Raw genomic sequence first — 19319 nt, 5'->3', positions numbered from 1 at the left:
CTGTTGCTCGATTGAACTGCCCCACCAATAGAGACAACAACGAGAGGGAGACACCCGATGCGCAAGACCGCACTGCTCAGTGCCATCACCACCGCCCTGCTGGCCAGCGCCGGCGTCCAGGCCGCCGAGGCCCTGAAGGAAGTCGGCAAAGGCGAAGGCCGCCTGGACATCATCGCCTGGCCCGGCTACATCGAGCGCGGCCAGTCGGACAAGAACTACGACTGGGTGACCCAGTTCGAGAAGGACACCGGCTGCCAGGTTAACGTGAAGACCGCCGCCACCTCCGACGAGATGGTCAGCCTGATGGCCAAGGGCGGCTACGACCTGGTCACCGCCTCGGGCGACGCCTCCCTGCGCCTGATCTACGGCAAGCGCGTGCAGCCGATCGACCCGTCGCTGATCCCCAACTGGAAGAACATCGACCCGCGCCTGAAGGACGCCGCCTGGTACGTGGTCAACGGCAAGACCTACGGCGCGCCGTACCAGTGGGGCCCGAACCTGCTGATGTACAACACCAAGGTCTTCCCCACTGCGCCGGACAGCTGGAAGGTCGTGTTCGACGCCCAGAACCTGCCCGACGGCAAGCCGAACAAGGGCCGCGTGCAGGCCTACGACGGCCCGATCTACGTCGCCGATGCCGCGCTGTACCTGAAGGCCACCCAGCCGGAACTGGGCATCACCGATCCGTACCAGCTCGACGAGAAGCAGTACGCCGCCGTGGTTGAACTGCTGCGCAAGCAGCATGACCTGATCCACCGCTACTGGCACGACACCACCGTGCAGATGAGCGACTTCAAGAACGAAGGCGTCGCCGCTTCCAGCGCCTGGCCGTACCAGGCCAACGCCCTGAAGGCCGAAGGTCAGCCGATCGCCACCGTGTTCCCGAAAGAGGGCGTCACCGGCTGGGCCGACACCACCATGCTGCACGCCGAAGCCCAGCACCCCAGTTGCGCCTACAAGTGGCTGAACTGGTCGCTGGAGCCCAAGGTCCAGGGCGACGTGGCGGCCTGGTTCGGCTCCGTGCCGGCGGTGCCCGAAGGCTGCAAGGCCAGCACCCTGCTGGGCGGCGAAGGCTGCGCCACCAACGGCTACAACCAGTTCGACAAGATCGCGTTCTGGAAGACCCCGGTGGCCGAGGGCGGCAAGTTCGTCCCGTACAGCCGCTGGACCCAGGACTATATCGGGATCATGGGCGGCCGTTAAAAGTCATCAGGTAGCTGCTGCGCGGCCCTGATCCGCGCCCGGGCAGTGCTCGGAATCCTCACGTACTGAAGTACGCTGCGGTTCCTGCGCGCTGGCCGGACGCGGCTGAGGGCCTGCTCGCGACGCTTCCTGAAAGACTTTTCCGCTTTTTTCTATTTATCGATTCACCCGTATCTCAGATTCACGGGCAGGGCTCCCCTACGCCGGATTCCTGCCCCTTGGAGCGTGCACCATGACCACTCCCGCTGTTCAATTCACCCAGGTCTCCCGCCAGTTCGGCGAGGTGAAAGCCGTTGACCGGGTGTCCATCGACATCAAGGACGGCGAGTTCTTCTCCATGCTCGGCCCGTCGGGTTCGGGCAAGACCACCTGCCTGCGCCTGATCGCCGGCTTCGAGCAACCCACCGCAGGCTCCATCCGCATCCATGGCGAGGAGGCCGCGGGCCTTCCGCCCTACCAGCGCGACGTCAACACGGTGTTCCAGGACTACGCGCTGTTCCCGCACATGAGCGTGCTGGAGAACGTCGCCTACGGCCTGAAGGTGAAAGGCATCGCCAAGGCCGAACGCCTGAAGCGCGCCGAAGAAGCGCTGAGAATGGTCGCCCTGGGCGGCTACGGCGTGCGCAAGCCGGTGCAGCTCTCCGGCGGCCAGCGCCAGCGCGTGGCCCTGGCCCGCGCCCTGGTGAACCGTCCGCGCGTGCTGCTGCTGGACGAACCCCTCGGCGCGCTGGACCTCAAACTGCGCGAGCAGATGCAGAGCGAGCTGAAGAAGCTGCAGCGCCAGCTGGGCATCACCTTCATCTTCGTCACCCACGACCAGAGCGAAGCGCTGTCCATGTCCGACCGCGTGGCGGTGTTCAACAAGGGCCGCATCGAGCAGGTCGACACCCCGCGCAACCTCTACATGAAGCCGGCCACCCCGTTCGTGGCCGAGTTCGTCGGTACCTCCAACGTGCTGCGCGGCGACATCGCCCAGAATCTCACCGGCAACGCCCAGCCCTTCTCCATTCGCCCCGAGCACATCCGTTTCGCCAACGGCGAGCGCGGCACCTCGGACATCGAGATCAGCGGCCTGCTGCACGACATCCAGTACCAGGGCGCGGCGACCCGCTACGAGATCCGCCTCGACAACGGCCAGAACCTCTGCCTCAGCCAGGCCAACAGCCAGTGGGCCGACATCGACCTCGCCCACCAGCCCGGCCAGCGCGTGACCGCCCGCTGGTCGCGCGAGGCGATGGTGGTGCTGAACGAGGGCGCGTGACATGGAACTGACGATGAACGCACCGCTGCCGGCGGCCAGCAATGGCCCCCTGCGCCGCCTGTCGAACCTGCTGTACCGCAAGCCGACGCTGTACCTCTCGCTGCTGCTGGTGCCGCCGCTGCTGTGGTTCGGCGCGATCTACCTGGGCTCGCTGCTGACCCTGCTGTGGCAGGGTTTCTACACCTTCGACGACTTCACCATGACGGTGACGCCGGACCTGACCTGGGCCAACTTCGGTTCGCTGCTGAGCGGCTCCAACTTCGACATCATCCAGCGCACGGTGCTGATGGCGGTCGCGGTGTCCATCGCCAGCGGCGCAGTGGCCTTCCCCATTGCCTACTACATGGCGCGCTACACCACCGGCAAGACCAAGGCGTTCTTCTACATCGCCGTGATGATGCCGATGTGGGCCAGCTACATCGTCAAGGCCTACGCCTGGACCCTGCTGCTGGCCAAGGGCGGCGTCGCCATGTGGTTCGTCCAGCACCTGGGTCTCGAGCCCGTGCTGAACCTGCTGCTGGGCCTGCCGGGCGTCGGCGGCAACACGCTGTCGACCTCCAGCTTCGGGCGCTTCCTGGTGTTCGTGTACATCTGGCTGCCGTTCATGATCCTGCCGATCCAGGCGTCCCTGGAGCGCCTGCCGCCGTCGCTGCTGCAAGCCTCGGCGGACCTGGGCGCGCACCCGCGGCAGACCTTCTTCCAGGTGATCCTGCCGCTGTCGATCCCCGGCATCGCCGCCGGCTCGATCTTCACCTTCAGCCTGACCCTGGGCGACTTCATCGTGCCGCAACTGGTGGGCCCGCCGGGCTACTTCATCGGCAGCATGGTCTACGCCCAGCAGGGCGCGATCGGCAACATGCCGATGGCCGCCGCCTTCACTCTCGTGCCGATCGTGCTGATCGCCGTGTACCTGTCCATCGTCAAACGTCTGGGGGCCTTCGATGCACTCTGAGAAAGCTTCCTGGGGGCTCAAAGCGGCCGCCTGGGGCGGGCTGGTGTTCCTGCACTTCCCGATCCTGATCATCTTCATGTACGCCTTCAACACCGAGGACGCGGCCTTCAGCTTCCCGCCCAAGGGCTTCACCCTGCACTGGTTCAGCGTCGCCTTCGCGCGCCAGGACGTGCTCGAAGCCATCGAGCTGTCGGTGAAGGTCGCCAGCATCGCCACGCTGATCGCCATGGCGCTGGGCACCCTGGCCGCGGCCGCGCTGTACCGCCGCGACTTCTTCGGCAAGGAAGGCATCTCGCTGATGCTGATCCTGCCGATCGCCCTGCCCGGCATCATCACCGGTATCGCACTGCTGTCGGCGTTCAAGACCCTCGGCATCGAGCCGGGCATGATGACCATCGTCATCGGCCACGCCACCTTCTGCGTGGTGATCGTCTACAACAACGTCATCGCGCGCTTCCGCCGCACCTCCCACAGCCTCATCGAAGCCTCGATGGACCTGGGCGCCGACGGCTGGCAGACCTTCCGCTACGTGATCCTGCCGAACCTGGGCTCCGCGCTGCTGGCCGGCGGCATGCTGGCGTTCGCGCTGTCCTTCGACGAGATCATCGTCACCACCTTCACCGCCGGCCATGAACGCACCCTGCCGATCTGGCTGCTCAACCAGCTGGGCCGCCCGCGCGACGTGCCAGTGACCAACGTGGTCGCCATGCTGGTGATGATCGTGACCATGCTGCCGATCCTCGGCGCCTACTACCTGACCAAGGGTGGCGAAGGCGTGGCGGGGAGCGGGAAATAACCTGGGTGCCGTGCAGCCCTCACCCTAACCCTCTCCCGGAGGGAGAGGGGATGACCGTGCAGCGGGATGTCAGCGAGCTGCGGACGGCCCCCTCTCCCCTTGGGAGAGGGCTGGGGTGAGGGAAACGCCCAGCACCGGAACGACACAGAACCCCTCAGGCCCGCCGGCCCCAAAACCGGCAGGCCCCCAAGAAGAAACACCCGAACCGAATTTGCACCACGCTCCTGAACTAGAGGACTCAACCATGCAAACCAAACTGCTGATCAACGGCCAACTGGTCGCTGGCGAAGGCGAGAAACTCGCCGTCCTGAACCCGTCCCAGGGCACCACCCTGGTGGAAATCGCCGAGGCCACCCCGGCCCAGGTCGACGCCGCCGTGCTGGCCGCCGACGCCGCCTTCGACAGCTGGTCGCAGACTGCGCCCAAAGACCGCTCCCTGCTCCTGCTGGCACTGGCCGACGCCATCGACGCCAACGCTGAGGAACTGGCCCGCCTGGAGTCGAACAACTGCGGCAAGCCCTACTCTGCCGCGCTGAACGACGAACTACCGGCCGTGGCCGACGTGTTCCGCTTCTTCGCCGGTGCCTGCCGCGTGATGCAAGGCTCCGCCGCCGGTGAATACCTGCCGGGCCACACCTCGATGATCCGCCGCGACCCGGTGGGCGTGGTCGCCTCCATCGCGCCGTGGAACTACCCGCTGATGATGGTCGCGTGGAAACTCGGCCCGGCCCTGGCCGCCGGCAACACCGTGGTGCTCAAGCCGTCCGAGCAGACCCCGCTGACCGCCCTGCGCCTGGCCGAACTGATGGCCGGCATCTTCCCCGCCGGCGTGGTCAACCTGGTGTTCGGCCGTGGTCCGAGCGTCGGCGAGCCGCTGACCACCCACCCGAAAGTGCGCATGGTCTCCCTGACCGGCTCGGTTGCCACCGGCAGCCGCATCATCGCCGGCACCGCCGACACCGTGAAGCGCATGCACATGGAACTGGGCGGCAAGGCCCCGGTGCTGATCTTCGACGACGCCGACATCGACGCCGCCGTGGAAGGCATCCGCACCTTCGGCTTCTACAACGCAGGGCAAGACTGCACCGCCGCCTGCCGCATCTACGCGCAGAAGGGCATCTACGCCAAGTTCGTGCAGAAGCTCGGCGAGGCCGTCGGCAGCATCCAGTACGGCGAGCAGGACGACCCAAACACCGAGCTGGGCCCGGTCATCACCGAGCAGCATCTGGAGCGCGTCATCGGCTTCGTCGAGCGCGCCCGCAAGGTGCCGCACATCGAAGTGGTCACCGGCGGCAAGCGTGCCGACCGTCCGGGCTTCTTCTTCGAGCCGACCGTGCTCGCCGGCGCCCGCCAGGACGACGAAGTGGTCCGCCGCGAAATCTTCGGCCCGGTGGTCTCGGTCACCGAGTTCGACGACGAAGCGCAGGCGCTGGCCTGGGCGAATGACTCCGACTACGGCCTGGCCTCCTCGGTCTGGACCAGCGACATCGGCCGCGCCCATCGCCTGTCCGCCCGCCTGCAGTACGGCTGCACCTGGGTCAACACGCACTTCATGCTGACCACCGAGATGCCCCACGGCGGCATGAAGCTGTCGGGCTACGGCAAGGATATGTCCATGTACGGTCTCGAAGACTACACCGCGATCCGTCACGTGATGATCAAGCATTAAGCAGTGACAAGTCGGGCCCTCACACGAGGGCCCGATGTTTTACGGCGCCCCGCTCGACCGGGCCCGCCGCGCGGCCACGCATGCCGCCTACCCTTCCGGAGGGAAGGGCAAAACCATGACAGCCCCTGCCCCGGGCCATCACCTTGCAAGGATTTCCCATGACCATCACCCGCCGCGACTTTCTCAACGGCGTAGCCCTCACCATCGGCGCGGGCCTCACCCCGCTGCAGCTTCTCCAGGCCGCCCCGTCCGGCCGCTACTACCCGCCCGCCCTCACCGGCCTGCGCGGCAGCCATCCCGGCGCGTTCGAGGTCGCGCACCAGATGGGCTGGGAGAAGAAGGTGTTCGACACCGATGGCCTGAAGATCGAGGAGCAGTACGACCTGGTGGTGGTCGGCGGCGGTATCAGCGGCCTGTCCGCGGCCTGGTTCTACCGGCAGAAGCACCCCAAGGCGCGCGTGCTGATCATCGAGAACCACGACGACTTCGGCGGCCACGCCAAGCGCAACGAATTCCAGGCCGGCGGCCGGATGATCCTCGGCTACGGCGGCAGCGAAGCCTTCCAGTCGCCCAAGCACCTCTACAGCGACACCGTGAACGGCCTGCTCAAGCAGTTGAACGTCGATGTGGACCGCTTCGAAACCGCCTTCGACCGTGACTTCTACCCCAGCCTGGGCCTGTCGCGCGGCGTGTTCTTCGACAAGGCCGGCTTCGGCGAAGCCAAGCTGGTGACCGGCGACCCGACGCCGATGGTGGCCGACGACATCGCCCCGGAAAAACTCAACGCCCGCAGCTGGCGCGCGTTCATCTCCGACTTCCCGCTGCCCGAGGCCGACCGCCAGGCGCTGATCGACCTGCACGAAGCGCCCAGGGACTACCTCGTCGGCAAGACCCGCGAGGAGAAGGAAGCGCACCTGGCCAAGACCAGCTACCAGGACTTCCTGCGCAAGGACGTGGGCCTGAGCGAAGCCGCCACCCGCTACTTCCTGAGCCGCACCAACGACTTCTCGGCGCTGAGCATCGACGCCGTCTCGGCCGACTCCGCCTACTCCGTGGGCTTCCCCGGCTTCGCCGCGCTGGACCTTTCGCCCATCAGCGAGGAAGCCAAGGCCGAGATGGAAGAGCCGTACATCTACCACTTCCCCGACGGCAACGCCTCGCTGGCACGCCTGCTGGTGCGCGGCCTGATTCCGGGCGTGGCGCCGGGCAAGGACATGAACGACATCGTCCTGGCCACCTTCGACTATTCGAAACTGGACCAGCCGAAAAACGCCGTGCGCCTGCGCCTGAACAGCACCGCCGTGAGCGTGAAGAACCGCGACGGCGGCGTCGACGTCGGCTACAGCCGCGCCGGCGCCCTGCACCGCGTGCGCGCCAGGCACTGCGTGCTGGCCTGCTACAACATGATCATCCCCTACATCCTGCGCGACCTCTCCGCCGAGCAGAGCCACGCCCTGGCGCAGAACGTGAAGTTCCCGCTGGTGTACACCAAGGTGGTGATCCGCAACTGGCAGAGCTTCATGAAGCTGGGCGTGCATGAGATCTACGCGCCAAGCCAGCCGTACAGCCGCGTGAAGCTGGACTACCCGGTGGACATCGGCGGCTACAGCCACCCGCGCGACCCGAACCAGCCCATCGGCCTGCACATGGTCTACGTGCCCACCAGCCCCAACGCCGGCATGGACGCGCGCACCCAGGCCCGCGTCGGCCGCGGCAAGCTCTACGCCATGAGTTTCGAGCAGATGGAAGGCATGATCCGCGACCAGCTGCAGGCCATGCTCGGCCCGGCCGGTTTCGATCATCAGAAGGATATCCAGGCGATCACCATCAACCGTTGGTCGCACGGCTATTCGTACTTCTCCAATAGCCTCTTCGATGATGAGGAAGAGAGCGAAAAAACGATGAACCTGGCTCGCACCAAGGTCGGCAACGTCACCATCGCCAACTCCGACGCCGCCTGGGACGCCTATGCCCACGCGGCCATCGACGAGGCCTGGCGCGCGGTGGGCGAACTGTCCTGATGAACCCGGCGCCACGCCTCGCGTGGCGTCACTTACAACGGCCGTCCGGCCGACAACCCGCGGGCACGCCCGCAACGGAGGCAAGCATGCGTCACCTCGTCAGAGCGTTTTACCTGCTGTCGCTGTTCACCTTTGCCGGCCTTGTACAGGCAGCAGAGTCACCCAAGCAAATCGTCGACGCCTACATGGCCGCGTGGAACGCCCACGATGCCGAGAAGGCCGCCGGCTACCTGGCCAAGGATGCGGAATACTTCGACGTCACCGTCGGCACCCCGCAGAAAGGCCGCGAAGCCGCGCGCGACAATGTGATCAAGGTGTTCGTAGGGGCCGTCCCGGACCTGAAGTGGAAGATGAACGGCAAGCCGATCGTCGACAAGGACGGCATCGCCTTCCAGTGGACCTTCAGCGGTACCAACACCGGCGCCTGGGACGCCCAGACCCCGGCCACCAACAAGCCGCTGTCGTTCGACGGCGTGAGCTACGTGAAGGTGAAGAACGGCAAGATCGTCTACCAGGGGGATTACTACGACGCCCTGGGCCTGCACAAGCAGCTCGGCTGGTAAGGCTGTTCGCAGGAGCGGAACGTAGGGCGCATAACCCGGAACGGGTTATCCGCCGTCCAGCCATGACGGCGGATAACGCTGCGCGTTTTTCGCCCTACGGGTCGATATCCGGCATTTGTGTTCTACAGCCGCGCCTGAAGGCGCGGCTGACAAAACAAGTAGGCAAGCCCTCACCTTCCCATCTGCCCTCATCCGTCACAGCAGTCGCAAGCCATGCCAACCACACTCGAAAAACGGCCCGCCAAGGCCGAAGACAGCTCCAGCACCCGCTCCACCATCGACCAGGTCAAGCAACTGATCGCCGACCTCAACGTACGCTGGACCGAGATCAGCAAGGTCTCCGAAGTCATCAAGCAGATCGCCAAGAACACCAACCTGGTGGCGCTCAACGCCGCCATCGAAGCCGCCCGCGCCGGGGAAAGCGGCCGCGGCTTCGCGGTGGTCGCCGATGAGGTGCGCCGCCTGGCCACCCAGTCGGCCAACGCCACCGCCGACATCGGCAACGTCGTCGCCTCGATCAAGAGCGAGAGCGCCAAGGCCCTGGCCGATGTCGAGCAGGCCGAGCATTCCAGCCTGCTCGACACCGCCCGCGTGGTGCTGGCCAGCGAGACCCAGCGCCTGGAAGCGCGCTTCGCCGTGATGGCCACCGCGCTCTACGGCCTGAAGAACTTCCTGATCGGCATGAAGACCCGCAACCTCGGCCCGCAGCGCGAGCAGATCGACGCGGTGATGCACGAATACCTGACCCGCAACCCCGAGCTGCTGGCCTTCGCCTGCGGCTGCGAGCCCAACGCCTTCGACGGCCGCGACGGCGAATTCGTCGATGCCCCGGGGCACGACGCCAGCGGCCGCCTCATGGCCTACTGGCACCGGGGCAGCGGCGTGGCACAGCGCGAATGCCTGGTCGGCTACGACAAGGCCGACGGCAGCGGCGACTGGTACCAGATCCCCCGCGACAAGGGCCGCGACGTGTTCATGGAACCCTACGAGTACAGCGTCGGCGGCAGCACCGTGCTGATGACCTCGTTCATGTCGCCCATGTTCGCCAACGGCCGCTTCCTCGGTATCCTCGGCGCCGACTACACCCTGCACCAGTTGCAGGAGAGTCTCGGCAAGCTCACGCCCATGGGCAACGGCCAGTACGCGCTGATCTCCAATGCCGGCGTCTACGTCACCCACCCCGACGCCCGCCGCCTGGGCGACAAGGCCAGCGAACTGCCGCAGGACGCGCGCAGCGCCATTGCGCAGGGCAAGAGCTGGGAACAGGTGAAAGACCGCCGCGTGGAACTGCTGCAGCCCATTCGTGTGGGCGACAGCGACGCCCCCTGGGCCTTGATGATGAGCTTCGAGCTGGCGCCGGCGGGGGAGTGACAGTCGACAGGGGCGCCCTTCGGGCGCCTTTCGCGGAGAAGCCAGGACACGTAGGGCGTATAACGTTCGACGTTATACGCCCTACCCGCGCTCCGGCAGCTCGGTGATATGGATTTCAGTCACCAGCGTCGGCTTCACCAACGGTGTACGCGCCAGCAACGGACAGTAACGTGACAGGGCGCCGATCAGCTCCCACTGGGTGTCCAGCGACTTCGACAGCACGTCCACATCCGCCAGCACCCGCTGTCCCACGCGTTGCAGATGCGGGTCCGGGCTGTGGCCGAGCTCCACCGACAGCTGGGTGATCAGGGTGCTAAGGCTGGTCATGTTGCGAGTGGCGAGCGCAAGGATATTCGCCAACAGGGCGATCTCGGATTGCGGAATGGCGTCGGGCGTGGCAGATGCGTCCATGCGTGCTCCGGGGGGTAGTTGCGCGGTCCTTGCGCGAGCAGGGCAAGCCTAGCACCAGAATGCCGATTTGCGACAGATATCACATTTCATTTCTTTTCCCAGCCTGGCGGTCCCACGCCAGAGCACTTCACCCCCACTCCACCCCGGAGACCTGGCCCAAAACGCGACCTGATACTCAGATTCCCTCCTCGGCAACGGAAACGGCAGCGCGCATTTGAGTGCCGGATATCGGCTACCTATGATCCGCGACCATTTTTCGAACTTCTTCAACCGCTTGAAGATGCAGCCCCGATGGAACCGATCGCGAATCCCTCCCCAAATACCGATGCTCGGACGCCTCCGAATGGTTCGACCCCGGTAGCGGTTCCCCCGACTGAACGGCATGTCGACGGACAAGCTCCAGCTCGTAGCGACGACTCGTACGCCGAAACGCGCGATACCAGCCCGGAGCATTCGGCTCCCGCAGAGCCCCTGAGCAGCTGGGACGGGCCGGGCACCGCCTACACGCTGCCGCCCCTCCCGTTGATAGGCACGCCCGTCGCCGCGCAGCCGTCTGCGCCACGCCCGGAAACGCAGGACGACTCCCAATCGGCGCCCGAGTTGCCTCCGCTCGAATCCATACCCAGGCCGAGAACGAGCAGGACGCTGATCGCGTGCGTGGCCGCCGGTACGCTGATCACGGCTGCCGCAATAGCGCTCTGCAAGCCCTGGTCAATCGATGGCATAGCCACTGCCCCTGTCAACCCCAGGCCCATCGCCGACAGCGCTGCCCCCCAAGCGCAGCACCTCGTGGACGAAGATCTGCTGACCATCCCGCCCTCCGAGCCGGTGCCAGAGTTACTGCCCGCAGAGGCTGCCGATCAAACGCAACCTACCCCGGTGGATGCCCAGGTTCAGGCGCAAACGCCTTCGGAGTCCCTGGCGCCGGTCCAGCCGCAGGCCCCGGGGAGCGCCGCGCAAAGCCGGCCAGAATCGGCTCCGCCTGCCATTGGGGTACGCAAAGAGCCGCCGGCGCCTTCGCCACCCATGACCATCACCGCGAAAAGGCCCGAAAGGCCGGCGAAGCCCCAAAGTCGCAGCAGGGCTCCCTCACCCGCCACGAACGGCAGCCTGACCATCGCCATCAAGCCCTGGGGAGAGGTATGGATTGACGGCCAGAAGCGTGGCATCAGCCCACCGCTGTTCAAGCTGCAACTGCGCCCCGGCACCTATCAGATCGAGCTGCGCAACCCCGGTTTGCCCAGCCATGAGCAGAGGCTGGAGATCATGGCCGGCCAGTCCGTGACGCTGCAGCACAACTTCCAGTAAAGCGCTGGACTGATCGATTTCCGCCTACGGACAACCCGATGAAGACGCTCCGCCAACTCACGACTCTGCTCCTGATCACTTGCCTGGCGGCAGTCTCAGGTTGCAGGACTCGCCTCGTAGAACCACCCGCGCCCGCCGTGGACGAGACACAAGTACGGGCTGAAAGGGCCCTCGCCGAAGGGCAGCGGCTGTACGACGCCGGACACTACTATCTCGCCGAAGAGCAGTTCCTCGCACCGGACATCTGGAGCAGCAGTGCCAAGGTGCAACTCAAGGCCGCCAAGTACCTGGCGTTCAGCTACTGCGTGACGGAACGGATGATTCAGTGCCGCTTCGCCTTCGAACGCGCCCTGCAGATCAACCCGGCCTTCCGCCTGGACAGCGCCGAAGCGGGCCATCCCCTGTGGGGCCCGGTTTTCGCTCAGGTGAGCCGTCGCTGAGCCCCACCGGGCGGCACCTTTCCCATCCAGCTTCTGAACGCGAGGCTCCCATGCGTTACCTCCACCGGCTGCTCCGCCCTTTTCTTGCACTGCCTCTGCTTGGCGCCGTGCAGCTCAGCCATGCCGAGGTGGATGACAGCCTGGTCGCCGCCATCGACAGCATCTGGCAGACGCCGCCGCCTCAGGTTTCATTGCTCAGCGAGCATTTCGACAACAGGACGTCGAATGCCGGAACCGCTTATCGAGCCGAAGTGAAAGGCTCTCCGACCTATCTGGTGACTGGCGACGAAGCGGCATCGGTGGTGGCAGGGCGAAAGCGCTTCAATGCCGTCAGCACTCCTTGGGGCAATTTCCCGAAGCTTCAGATGCAGAACGCCAGGTTGCTTGAAATGCGCCTGCCGAAAAAACGCTATCGGATACTGGCAGGTCCCGGAGTTGGCCTCTTCAGCGTCGGCGACTGGCAGCGCTACAGCTTCCTCCATGTGCTCGACGTGAGCACGCCTTCCGCGCCGGTCTACTACCCGTTGTTTTCCGACGCTTATCTGGGCGAACGAGTCCTCGGGCAACTGCCGGATTCAGCGGTGCTCAACTTTGCCCGGCTGGTGCCCTCGAGCCGTAGCGGGGACGGCAGCACGGATGCCTACGAAGTCACCCTGTATGCCCTTGGGCACAAGGGACCGCAGCCGGTGATCAAGGATGGCCACGTACTTGCCTATGCCCTGAAACGGGAAGATGGCAGCTGGGTGATCAGCAGCCTGGACAGGGCAGTCGCAACCAATGCCCGGGACGAGGAGAAACGCCCCTTCGTCGCCGCCCCACGCCCTGCCCTGTTCGTGAATGCACCCCCAGCCGCCGCAGTCACCGACAAGCAATGAACGGCTGCGCTTTCCGGCGTTCGTAAAAAGAGCGTCGTCGTCGGGGCACGCGGGCATCGCCCACATGCCCCGTTCGAGTATCACGCTTGCCCGAACGCCTTGCGCTGTGGCGTACCACGCTGGGCGGCGCGCAGGTACTGCGGCGGCCACGGGACCGGCAGGCCCCCCAGTTCGTCGGCGGCGTGCAACGGCCAGTAAGGATCGCGCAGCAGCTCGCGGGCCAGCAGGATCAGGTCGGCCTGGCCGGTACGCAGGATGTGCTCGGCCTGTACCGGCTCGGTGATCATTCCGACGGTGCCACTGGCGATACCGGCTTCCTTGCGTACGCGCTCGGAGAACTGTGTCTGGTAGCCCGGCCCCACCGGAATCTCGGCGTTCACCGCCGTGCCGCCGGAGGACACGTCGATCAGATCCACGCCCAGGCTCTTCAGGCGGCGCGCCAGCTCCACCGTCTCGTCGGGGTTCCAGCCGTCCTCCACCCAGTCGGTGGCGGACAGGCGGACGAACAACGGCAGTTCCTGCGGCCATACCGCGCGCACGGCCTCGGTGACCTCCAGGAGGAAGCGGATGCGGTTCTCGAAACAGGTGCCGTACTGGTCACGGCGCTGATTGGACAGCGGAGAGAGGAACTGATGCAGCAGGTAACCGTGGGCTGCGTGCACCTCGACGATCTTGAAGCCGGCGGCCAGGGCGCGCTCGGCGCCGCGCACGAACTGCTGCTTGATGGTCGCCATCTGCTCTTCGCTCAGGGCGATGGGCACGGTGTGCTGCGGGTCGAAGGCAATGGCGGACGGCGCCACAGGGGTCCAGCCGCCCTCGCTGATCGGCACCGAGCCGTGCTTGCCCAGCCAGGGCGCCCAGGTACTGGCCTTGCGCCCGGCGTGGGCCAGTTGAACGCCGGCCACCGCGCCCTGGGATTCGAGGAAGCGGGTGATGCGGCGTAGCGGTTCGATCTGTTCGTCGTTCCAGATACCCAGGTCCTCGGCGCTGATCCGCCCTTCCGGGGCGACGGCCGTGGCTTCGACTATCACCAGCCCGGCGCCCCCCACGGCGCGGCTACCCAGGTGGACCAGGTGCCAATCGTTGGCCAGTCCGTCCTGGGCGGAGTACTGGCACATGGGGGAAACGGCGATGCGGTTGGACAGGGTCAGCTGGCGCAGGGTCAAGGGCTCGAACAACTGGCTCATGGCGAAACTCCCTCTGGTCGTGTACTTCACACTGTAGACCGGGATCGCCGGGCAGAGCGGGACAGTCGTCGCCCGATGCCGTATTTCAGCCGTCCGCCGGGACCGCGCCCCTGGCCGGCGCGCTGCCGAAAATCGCCTCAGCGCGGCGCGATATGCGCCACCATCAGCTGCACGCTTTCGTTGCCGCGGAACTCGTTGACGTCGAGCTTGTAGGCCACTTCCGCCCAGCGCACGGTGGGGTTGGGCCAGACCTCGCGGTCGATGTTGAAGGCGATGGCGTCCAGCTGCAGCGAGCCGCATTCGGTCTTGAGCACCAGCTTGAGGTGACGCTCGCCGACGATGCGCTGCTGGACGATCTGGAACACGCCGTGGAACAGCGGCTCGGGGAAGTGCTGCCCCCAGGGGCCGGCCTGGCGGATCGCCCGCGCCAGCTCCAGGTGGAACTCCTCGGCGCCGAGCTGACCATCGGAAAGCAGGCGGCCGGTGAGGTCGTCCTCGTCCAGCTGGCGGCGCACCTCGGCGTCGAAGGCAGCGGCGAAGGCACCAAAGTTTTCCTGCGGCAGCGACAGGCCGGCGGCCATGGCGTGGCCGCCGAACTTGCTGATCAACCCGGGATGGCGCGCGGCCACGGCGTCCAGCGCGTCGCGGATATGGAAGCCCGGCACCGAGCGCGCCGAGCCCTTGAGGCTGCCGTCGCCGGCATCGGCGAAGGCGATGGTCGGGCGGTGGTAACGCTCCTTCAGGCGCGAGGCGAGGATACCGATCACGCCCTGGTGCCATTCGGCGTCGAACAGGCACAGGCCGAAGGGCATCTCCTCCACCGGCAGTTCCTTGAGCTGGGCCAGCGCCTCGCGCTGCATGCCCTGCTCGATGGCCTTGCGGTCCTGGTTGAGCGCGTCGAGCTGCACTGCCATCTCGCGGGCCAGGCCCTCGTCCTCGCAGAGCAGCATTTCGATGCCCAAGGACATGTCGTCCAGGCGGCCGGCGGCGTTCAGGCGCGGGCCAAGGATGAAGCCCAGGTCCGTGGAGGTGATCCGCCGGCAATCGCGCCCGGCCACTTCCAGCAACGCACGCAGCCCCGGACGGGCACGGCCGGCGCGGATGCGCGCCAGGCCCTGGTGCACCAGAATGCGGTTGTTGGCGTCCAGCGGCACCACGTCGGCGACGCTGCCCAGGGAGACCAGGTCGAGCAGTTCGGCGAGGTTCGGCTCGGCGAGGCCGCGCGCGGCGAACCAGCCCCGCTCACGCAGGCGCGCGCGCAGGGCGAGCATCACATAGAAGATCACGCCAACGCCGGCCATGGCCTTGCTGGGGAAATCGCAGCCGGGTTGGTTCGGGTTGACGATGGCGTCGGCGTCGGGCAACTCCGGCCCCGGCAGGTGGTGATCGGTGACCAGCACGCGCAGGCCGGCGGCCTTGGCGGCGGCGACGCCGTCGATGCTGGAGATGCCGTTGTCCACGGTCACCAGCAGGTCCGGGCGCTTCTCCAGCGCCACGGCGACGATCTCGGGAGTCAGGCCGTAGCCGTATTCGAAGCGGTTCGGCACCAGGTAGTCGACCCAGGCCGCGCCGAGCATGCGCAGCGCCAGCACGCCGACGCTGCTGGCGGTGGCGCCGTCGGCGTCGAAGTCGCCGACGTAGAGAATCCGCTGGCCCTTCTCCAGCGCATCGACCAGCAGCTCCACCGCCGCGTCCACACCCTTGAGCTGCTGGTACGGGATCAGCCGCGCCAGCCCCTTGTCCAGTTCGGCGGCACTCTGCACGCCACGGGCGGCGTAGAGACGAGTCAGCAGCGGCGGCAGGTCGCCCAGGTCAGGCAGGGTTTGCGGGAGGGGGCGGGATTCGATGCGCATGGGTGTTCCAGTCGATTCATTCAGGCGCCGATCCCGGCGCCCAGATTACAGCGGGTACAGCAGGCGATCAGCGTTCGCCCATCAGCCACTCCACCTGGAGTTCGTGCTGGCCGCGCTCGTCGGTCACGAAGATGGTTCCTTCGCTGATCATCACGGTCCAGTTGATCGAACGCGGCAGGTCGCGGGAGATTTCCTCCAGCGGCTCCTGGGGCATGGCGACGACGTTGAGGTTCTTCAGGTGGCGCACGGTGTCGAGCACCTTGGTGGTCCACACGCGCAGGTTGCCGTAGGCGACCAGGGTCAGCTTCTCGCAGCGGCGCGAGCACCAGGTCAGGCGCTCGGCGTCGGGCTGGCCGACTTCGATCCAGTGCAGCACGCGGTCGTCCAGGCTCTTTTCCCAGAGCGAGGGCTCCTCCACGTCCGACAGGCCGCGACCGAAGGCCAGCTGCTCGTTGTACCAGACGACATAGGCCAGCAGACGCACCGCCAGGCGCTCCTCGGTTTCCGAGGGGTGGCGGGCGACGGTGAAGCGCAGGGTCTCGTAGACCCCACGGTCGAGGTCGGTCAGGCTGATATCGGCTTTGTAGGGCGTGGCGGACAGGGCCATGGGGATTCCCGGCGAATTTTGGAAGGCGGCAAGTCTACCGCGAAAGCGCAGGGTTGGTGGTTCAATCCCGGCTACGGCGGTCGGTTCCCGGCTCCGGCGCGGCCAGTTCGATGCGGTTGCGGCCCTTGGCCTTGGCGGCGTAGAGCGCCTGGTCGGCCAACGCCAGCAGGCGCGTCAGGTCGTGCCCGGCCTCGCGGGTGGTGGCGATGCCGATGCTCACGCTGAGCTGCCCTTCGGCCATGAACGGCAACTCGGCGAATTCGCGGCGCACCCGCTCGGCCACCTGGCAGGCACCCTCGGTATCGGCGGCCACCAGCAGGCAGGCGAACTCCTCCCCGCCGATGCGCGCGAACAGGTCCTGCTTGCGCATGCGCGAGGCAGTGATGCGGCTGAATTCCACCAGCACCCGGTCCCCGGCGGGATGGCCGAAGGAGTCGTTGAGGCGCTTGAAGTTGTCCAGGTCGCAGAGCAGCAGCGAAGCCTGCTCGCCGCGCTCGGCGCACAGGCGCAAGGCGCGCTCGCCGGAATCCATGAAGGCCCGGCGGTTGCCGGCGCCGGTCAGCGGGTCGCTCAGCGCGGCGCTGCGGAACCCCAGTTCGGCGCGCTCCTTGACCATCGCCAGGGTCGCGAAGGCGATGCCGATGGCGTAGAGCATGGTTTCGAAGACCAGCAGGGTGAAGAAGGTACTGCCCTGGCCATTGTTGCTGGCACTCTCGAATGGCATGCCACGGTCGACCGCCAGGCGCACCATGTAGAAGCCGCCGTGGAACAGCATCAGCGCCAGGGTCGGGCGCAGCTCCACCTCCAGCTTGCGGCGGCTGCGCAGCAGTTCGCTGACGGAGGCCAGGCAATAGGCGATAGTGATCGAGGTGCTGACGAAAACCCGCGCCTCCAGCGACTCGTAGAACGTCGGCCAGAGGCACAGCAACGCCCACAGTGCCGCGCCAGCGCCGATCAACGGCCAGTGCGGGCGGCGCCCGGCGAACACCCGCATGGACGTCCAGTTCATCGCCGCGCAAAGGTGCAGGATGACGTTGCCCAGCAGGATCGGCACCAGATCGATGCCCATCCCTCGCAAGGTGCCCAGGAAGGTGCCGAGGGCCCCCAGGAGAAGCATCGCGCTCATGTAGCCGAGCGTCGGCTCGCGGCGGCCGCTGTGCCAGGCGAATGCCATCAGCACCCCGACCAGGGTGAGCACGTAGAGATCGACCACGACCAGCGTCGGCAGGCTCAGGACCATGCCACCCCCTTGCCATCCGCCTGCACGCCTCCCGAAGGGAGCGCCGGAGGGCCGGGGAAGTGGAATGACGGAAGCGCGCGCATCGGGGGTTACCCTGCCCAGAGTCGGGCGAGCTGACAGAAGTGTCCTCGGATAGGATAACTCTACGCGCGCCCATCGCCGGCGCAAAGCTCCGATGGTAGACGGGCGGCCCGGCGGCCTGTTCGAACGCGCGCGCGGGCGGTAAAGTCCGCCGACCACCCGCCGAACGGACCGACCGATGAACACCACCAGCAAACCCCTCGCCGGCCTCAAAGTGATCGAACTGGGCACGTTGATCGCCGGTCCCTTCGCCTCGCGCCTGTGCGCGGAATTCGGCGCCGAGGTGATCAAGGTCGAATCGCCCGACGGCGGCGACCCGCTGCGCAAGTGGCGCAAGCTCTACGAAGGCACCTCGCTATGGTGGTTCGTGCAGGCCCGCAACAAGCGTTCGCTGACCCTCAACCTCAAGCACGAGGCCGGGCGCGAGGTGCTGAAGAAGCTGCTGGCCGAGGCCGACATCCTGATCGAGAACTTCCGCCCCGGCGTGCTGGAAAAGCTCGGCCTGGGCTGGGACGTGATCCATGCGCTGAATCCGAAGCTGGTCATGGTGCGCCTCTCCGGTTTCGGCCAGAGCGGCCCCTACAAGGACCAGCCGGGCTTTGGCGCGGTGGGCGAGTCCATGGGCGGGCTGCGCTACATCACCGGCTTCGAGGACCGCCCGCCGGTGCGCACCGGCATTTCCATCGGCGACTCCATCGCCGCGCTGTGGGGCGTGATCGGCGCGCTCATGGCGCTGCGCCACCGCGAGGTCAACGGCGGCCAGGGCCAGGTGGTGGACGTGGCGCTGTATGAAGCGGTGTTCGCCATGATGGAATCGATGGTGCCGGAGTTCGACGTATTCGGCTTCATCCGCGAGCGCAGCGGCAACATCATGCCCGGCATCACGCCCTCCTCCGTGCACACCACCGCCGACGGCAAGCACGTGCAGATCGCCGCCAACGGCGACGCGATCTTCCGTCGATTCATGCTCGCCATCGGCCGCACCGACCTGGCGGACGATCCGCAGCTGGCGGACAACGCTGGACGCGACCAGCGCCGCGACGAGCTGTACGGGGTGATCGACCGCTGGGCGCGCTCGGAGTCCCTGGACACCGTGCTGAAGGTACTGGGCGAGGCCGAGGTGCCGGCCAGCCGCATCTATTCCGCCGAGGACATGTTCGCCGACCCGCAGTTCCTCGCCCGCGAGATGTTCCTCTCGGCGAAGCTGCCGGACGGCAAGCCGTTCCGCATGCCGGGCATCGTGCCCAAGCTCTCCGACACCCCCGGCTCGGCCGACTGGATCGGCCCGGGCCTGGGCGAGCATACCGACGAAGTGCTCGGTGGCCTGGGTTATGACGCAGCGGCTATCGCGGCGCTGCGTCAGCAGGGGGCGGTGTAGGGCGTACAACCGTTCGCGGTTGTACGCCGATACGCCCATTCTTTCGCCGCTCCGCAGCCAATCGGAGTGGCCTGACGCCAAGGTCAATCGGCGGATAACGTCG

The 19319-nt window shown here is 66.6% G+C and carries 17 protein-coding genes and 1 pseudogene; 13 read left to right on the top strand and 5 right to left on the bottom strand.

Going from position 1 to position 19319, the window contains the following annotated elements; genetic code table 11:
- The first annotated feature begins 57 nt into the window (after positions 1–57).
- From ydcS to ACNFBT_RS02035, 9 genes and pseudogenes are all read left to right on the top strand, one after another.
- On the top strand, positions 58–1203 hold the full coding sequence (gene ydcS / locus ACNFBT_RS02075) for a putative ABC transporter substrate-binding protein YdcS (RefSeq protein ID WP_024765696.1): 1146 nt from the start codon (positions 58–60) through the stop codon (positions 1201–1203).
- A 232-nt stretch (positions 1204–1435) separates the two neighbouring features.
- Positions 1436–2464, top strand: a complete 1029-nt coding sequence (locus ACNFBT_RS02070) for an ABC transporter ATP-binding protein (protein WP_416746010.1) — start codon at positions 1436–1438, stop codon at positions 2462–2464.
- Between the two features lies 1 nt (position 2465).
- On the top strand, positions 2466–3416 hold the full coding sequence (locus ACNFBT_RS02065; protein WP_416746008.1) for an ABC transporter permease: 951 nt from the start codon (positions 2466–2468) through the stop codon (positions 3414–3416).
- A complete protein-coding gene (locus ACNFBT_RS02060; protein WP_416746005.1) occupies positions 3406–4212 on the top strand; it encodes an ABC transporter permease in 807 nt (268 codons plus the stop codon). The genes ACNFBT_RS02065 and ACNFBT_RS02060 overlap by 11 nt, the downstream gene beginning before the upstream one ends.
- A gap of 244 nt (positions 4213–4456) precedes the next feature.
- A complete protein-coding gene (locus ACNFBT_RS02055) occupies positions 4457–5881 on the top strand; it encodes a gamma-aminobutyraldehyde dehydrogenase (RefSeq protein ID WP_416746004.1) in 1425 nt (474 codons plus the stop codon).
- Positions 5882–6039: 158 nt separating this feature from the next.
- Positions 6040–7902, top strand: a complete 1863-nt coding sequence (locus ACNFBT_RS02050; protein ID WP_416746002.1) for an FAD-dependent oxidoreductase — start codon at positions 6040–6042, stop codon at positions 7900–7902.
- Between the two features lie 86 nt (positions 7903–7988).
- Complete coding sequence (locus tag ACNFBT_RS02045) at positions 7989–8465, top strand: ester cyclase (RefSeq protein WP_275608304.1); 477 nt, start codon at positions 7989–7991, stop codon at positions 8463–8465.
- A gap of 213 nt (positions 8466–8678) precedes the next feature.
- Positions 8679–8972: pseudogene (locus tag ACNFBT_RS02040) on the top strand (methyl-accepting chemotaxis protein); the annotation flags it as partial.
- Between the two features lie 132 nt (positions 8973–9104).
- Positions 9105–9836, top strand: coding sequence for a hypothetical protein (locus tag ACNFBT_RS02035; protein WP_416747173.1), 732 nt, complete (start codon positions 9105–9107; stop codon positions 9834–9836).
- A gap of 81 nt (positions 9837–9917) precedes the next feature.
- Here the strand turns inward: ACNFBT_RS02035 and ACNFBT_RS02030 are convergent, their stop codons facing one another.
- On the bottom strand, positions 9918–10247 hold the full coding sequence (locus ACNFBT_RS02030; RefSeq protein ID WP_416746000.1) for a hypothetical protein: 330 nt from the start codon (positions 10245–10247) through the stop codon (positions 9918–9920).
- Positions 10248–11036: 789 nt separating this feature from the next.
- Between ACNFBT_RS02030 and ACNFBT_RS02025 the strand changes: the two genes are divergently transcribed.
- The 3 genes from ACNFBT_RS02025 (at position 11037) to ACNFBT_RS02015 (ending at position 12870) form a co-directional block, all read left to right on the top strand.
- A complete protein-coding gene (locus ACNFBT_RS02025; RefSeq protein WP_416745998.1) occupies positions 11037–11555 on the top strand; it encodes a hypothetical protein in 519 nt (172 codons plus the stop codon).
- A gap of 137 nt (positions 11556–11692) precedes the next feature.
- On the top strand, positions 11693–11995 hold the full coding sequence (locus tag ACNFBT_RS02020; RefSeq protein WP_416745996.1) for a TssQ family T6SS-associated lipoprotein: 303 nt from the start codon (positions 11693–11695) through the stop codon (positions 11993–11995).
- A 50-nt stretch (positions 11996–12045) separates the two neighbouring features.
- Positions 12046–12870, top strand: coding sequence for a hypothetical protein (locus tag ACNFBT_RS02015; RefSeq protein WP_416745994.1), 825 nt, complete (start codon positions 12046–12048; stop codon positions 12868–12870).
- A gap of 80 nt (positions 12871–12950) precedes the next feature.
- On the opposite strand, the gene ACNFBT_RS02010 is transcribed toward ACNFBT_RS02015, so the two are convergent.
- From ACNFBT_RS02010 to ACNFBT_RS01995, 4 genes are all read right to left on the bottom strand, one after another.
- On the bottom strand, positions 12951–14057 hold the full coding sequence (locus tag ACNFBT_RS02010) for an NADH:flavin oxidoreductase/NADH oxidase (RefSeq protein WP_416745992.1): 1107 nt from the start codon (positions 14055–14057) through the stop codon (positions 12951–12953).
- A 137-nt stretch (positions 14058–14194) separates the two neighbouring features.
- A complete protein-coding gene (recJ, locus tag ACNFBT_RS02005) occupies positions 14195–15910 on the bottom strand; it encodes a single-stranded-DNA-specific exonuclease RecJ (RefSeq protein WP_416745990.1) in 1716 nt (571 codons plus the stop codon).
- A 67-nt stretch (positions 15911–15977) separates the two neighbouring features.
- Positions 15978–16517 (bottom strand): YaeQ family protein, encoded by a 540-nt coding sequence (locus tag ACNFBT_RS02000; RefSeq protein WP_416745988.1) that lies wholly within the window; start codon positions 16515–16517, stop codon positions 15978–15980.
- Positions 16518–16578: 61 nt separating this feature from the next.
- On the bottom strand, positions 16579–17757 hold the full coding sequence (locus tag ACNFBT_RS01995) for a diguanylate cyclase (protein ID WP_416745986.1): 1179 nt from the start codon (positions 17755–17757) through the stop codon (positions 16579–16581).
- Positions 17758–18016: 259 nt separating this feature from the next.
- Between ACNFBT_RS01995 and ACNFBT_RS01990 the strand changes: the two genes are divergently transcribed.
- Positions 18017–19216 carry a CaiB/BaiF CoA transferase family protein gene (locus ACNFBT_RS01990; protein WP_416745984.1) on the top strand — a complete coding sequence of 400 codons (1200 nt, stop codon included), beginning with the start codon at positions 18017–18019 and terminating at the stop codon, positions 19214–19216.
- The last annotated feature ends 103 nt before the right edge of the window (positions 19217–19319 follow it).

Origin of the sequence: Pseudomonas sp. NY15181 (assembly GCF_048068055.1) — a bacterium.
Taxonomy (GTDB): domain Bacteria; phylum Pseudomonadota; class Gammaproteobacteria; order Pseudomonadales; family Pseudomonadaceae; genus Pseudomonas.
This window is presented reverse-complemented; position numbering and strand designations above follow the sequence as displayed.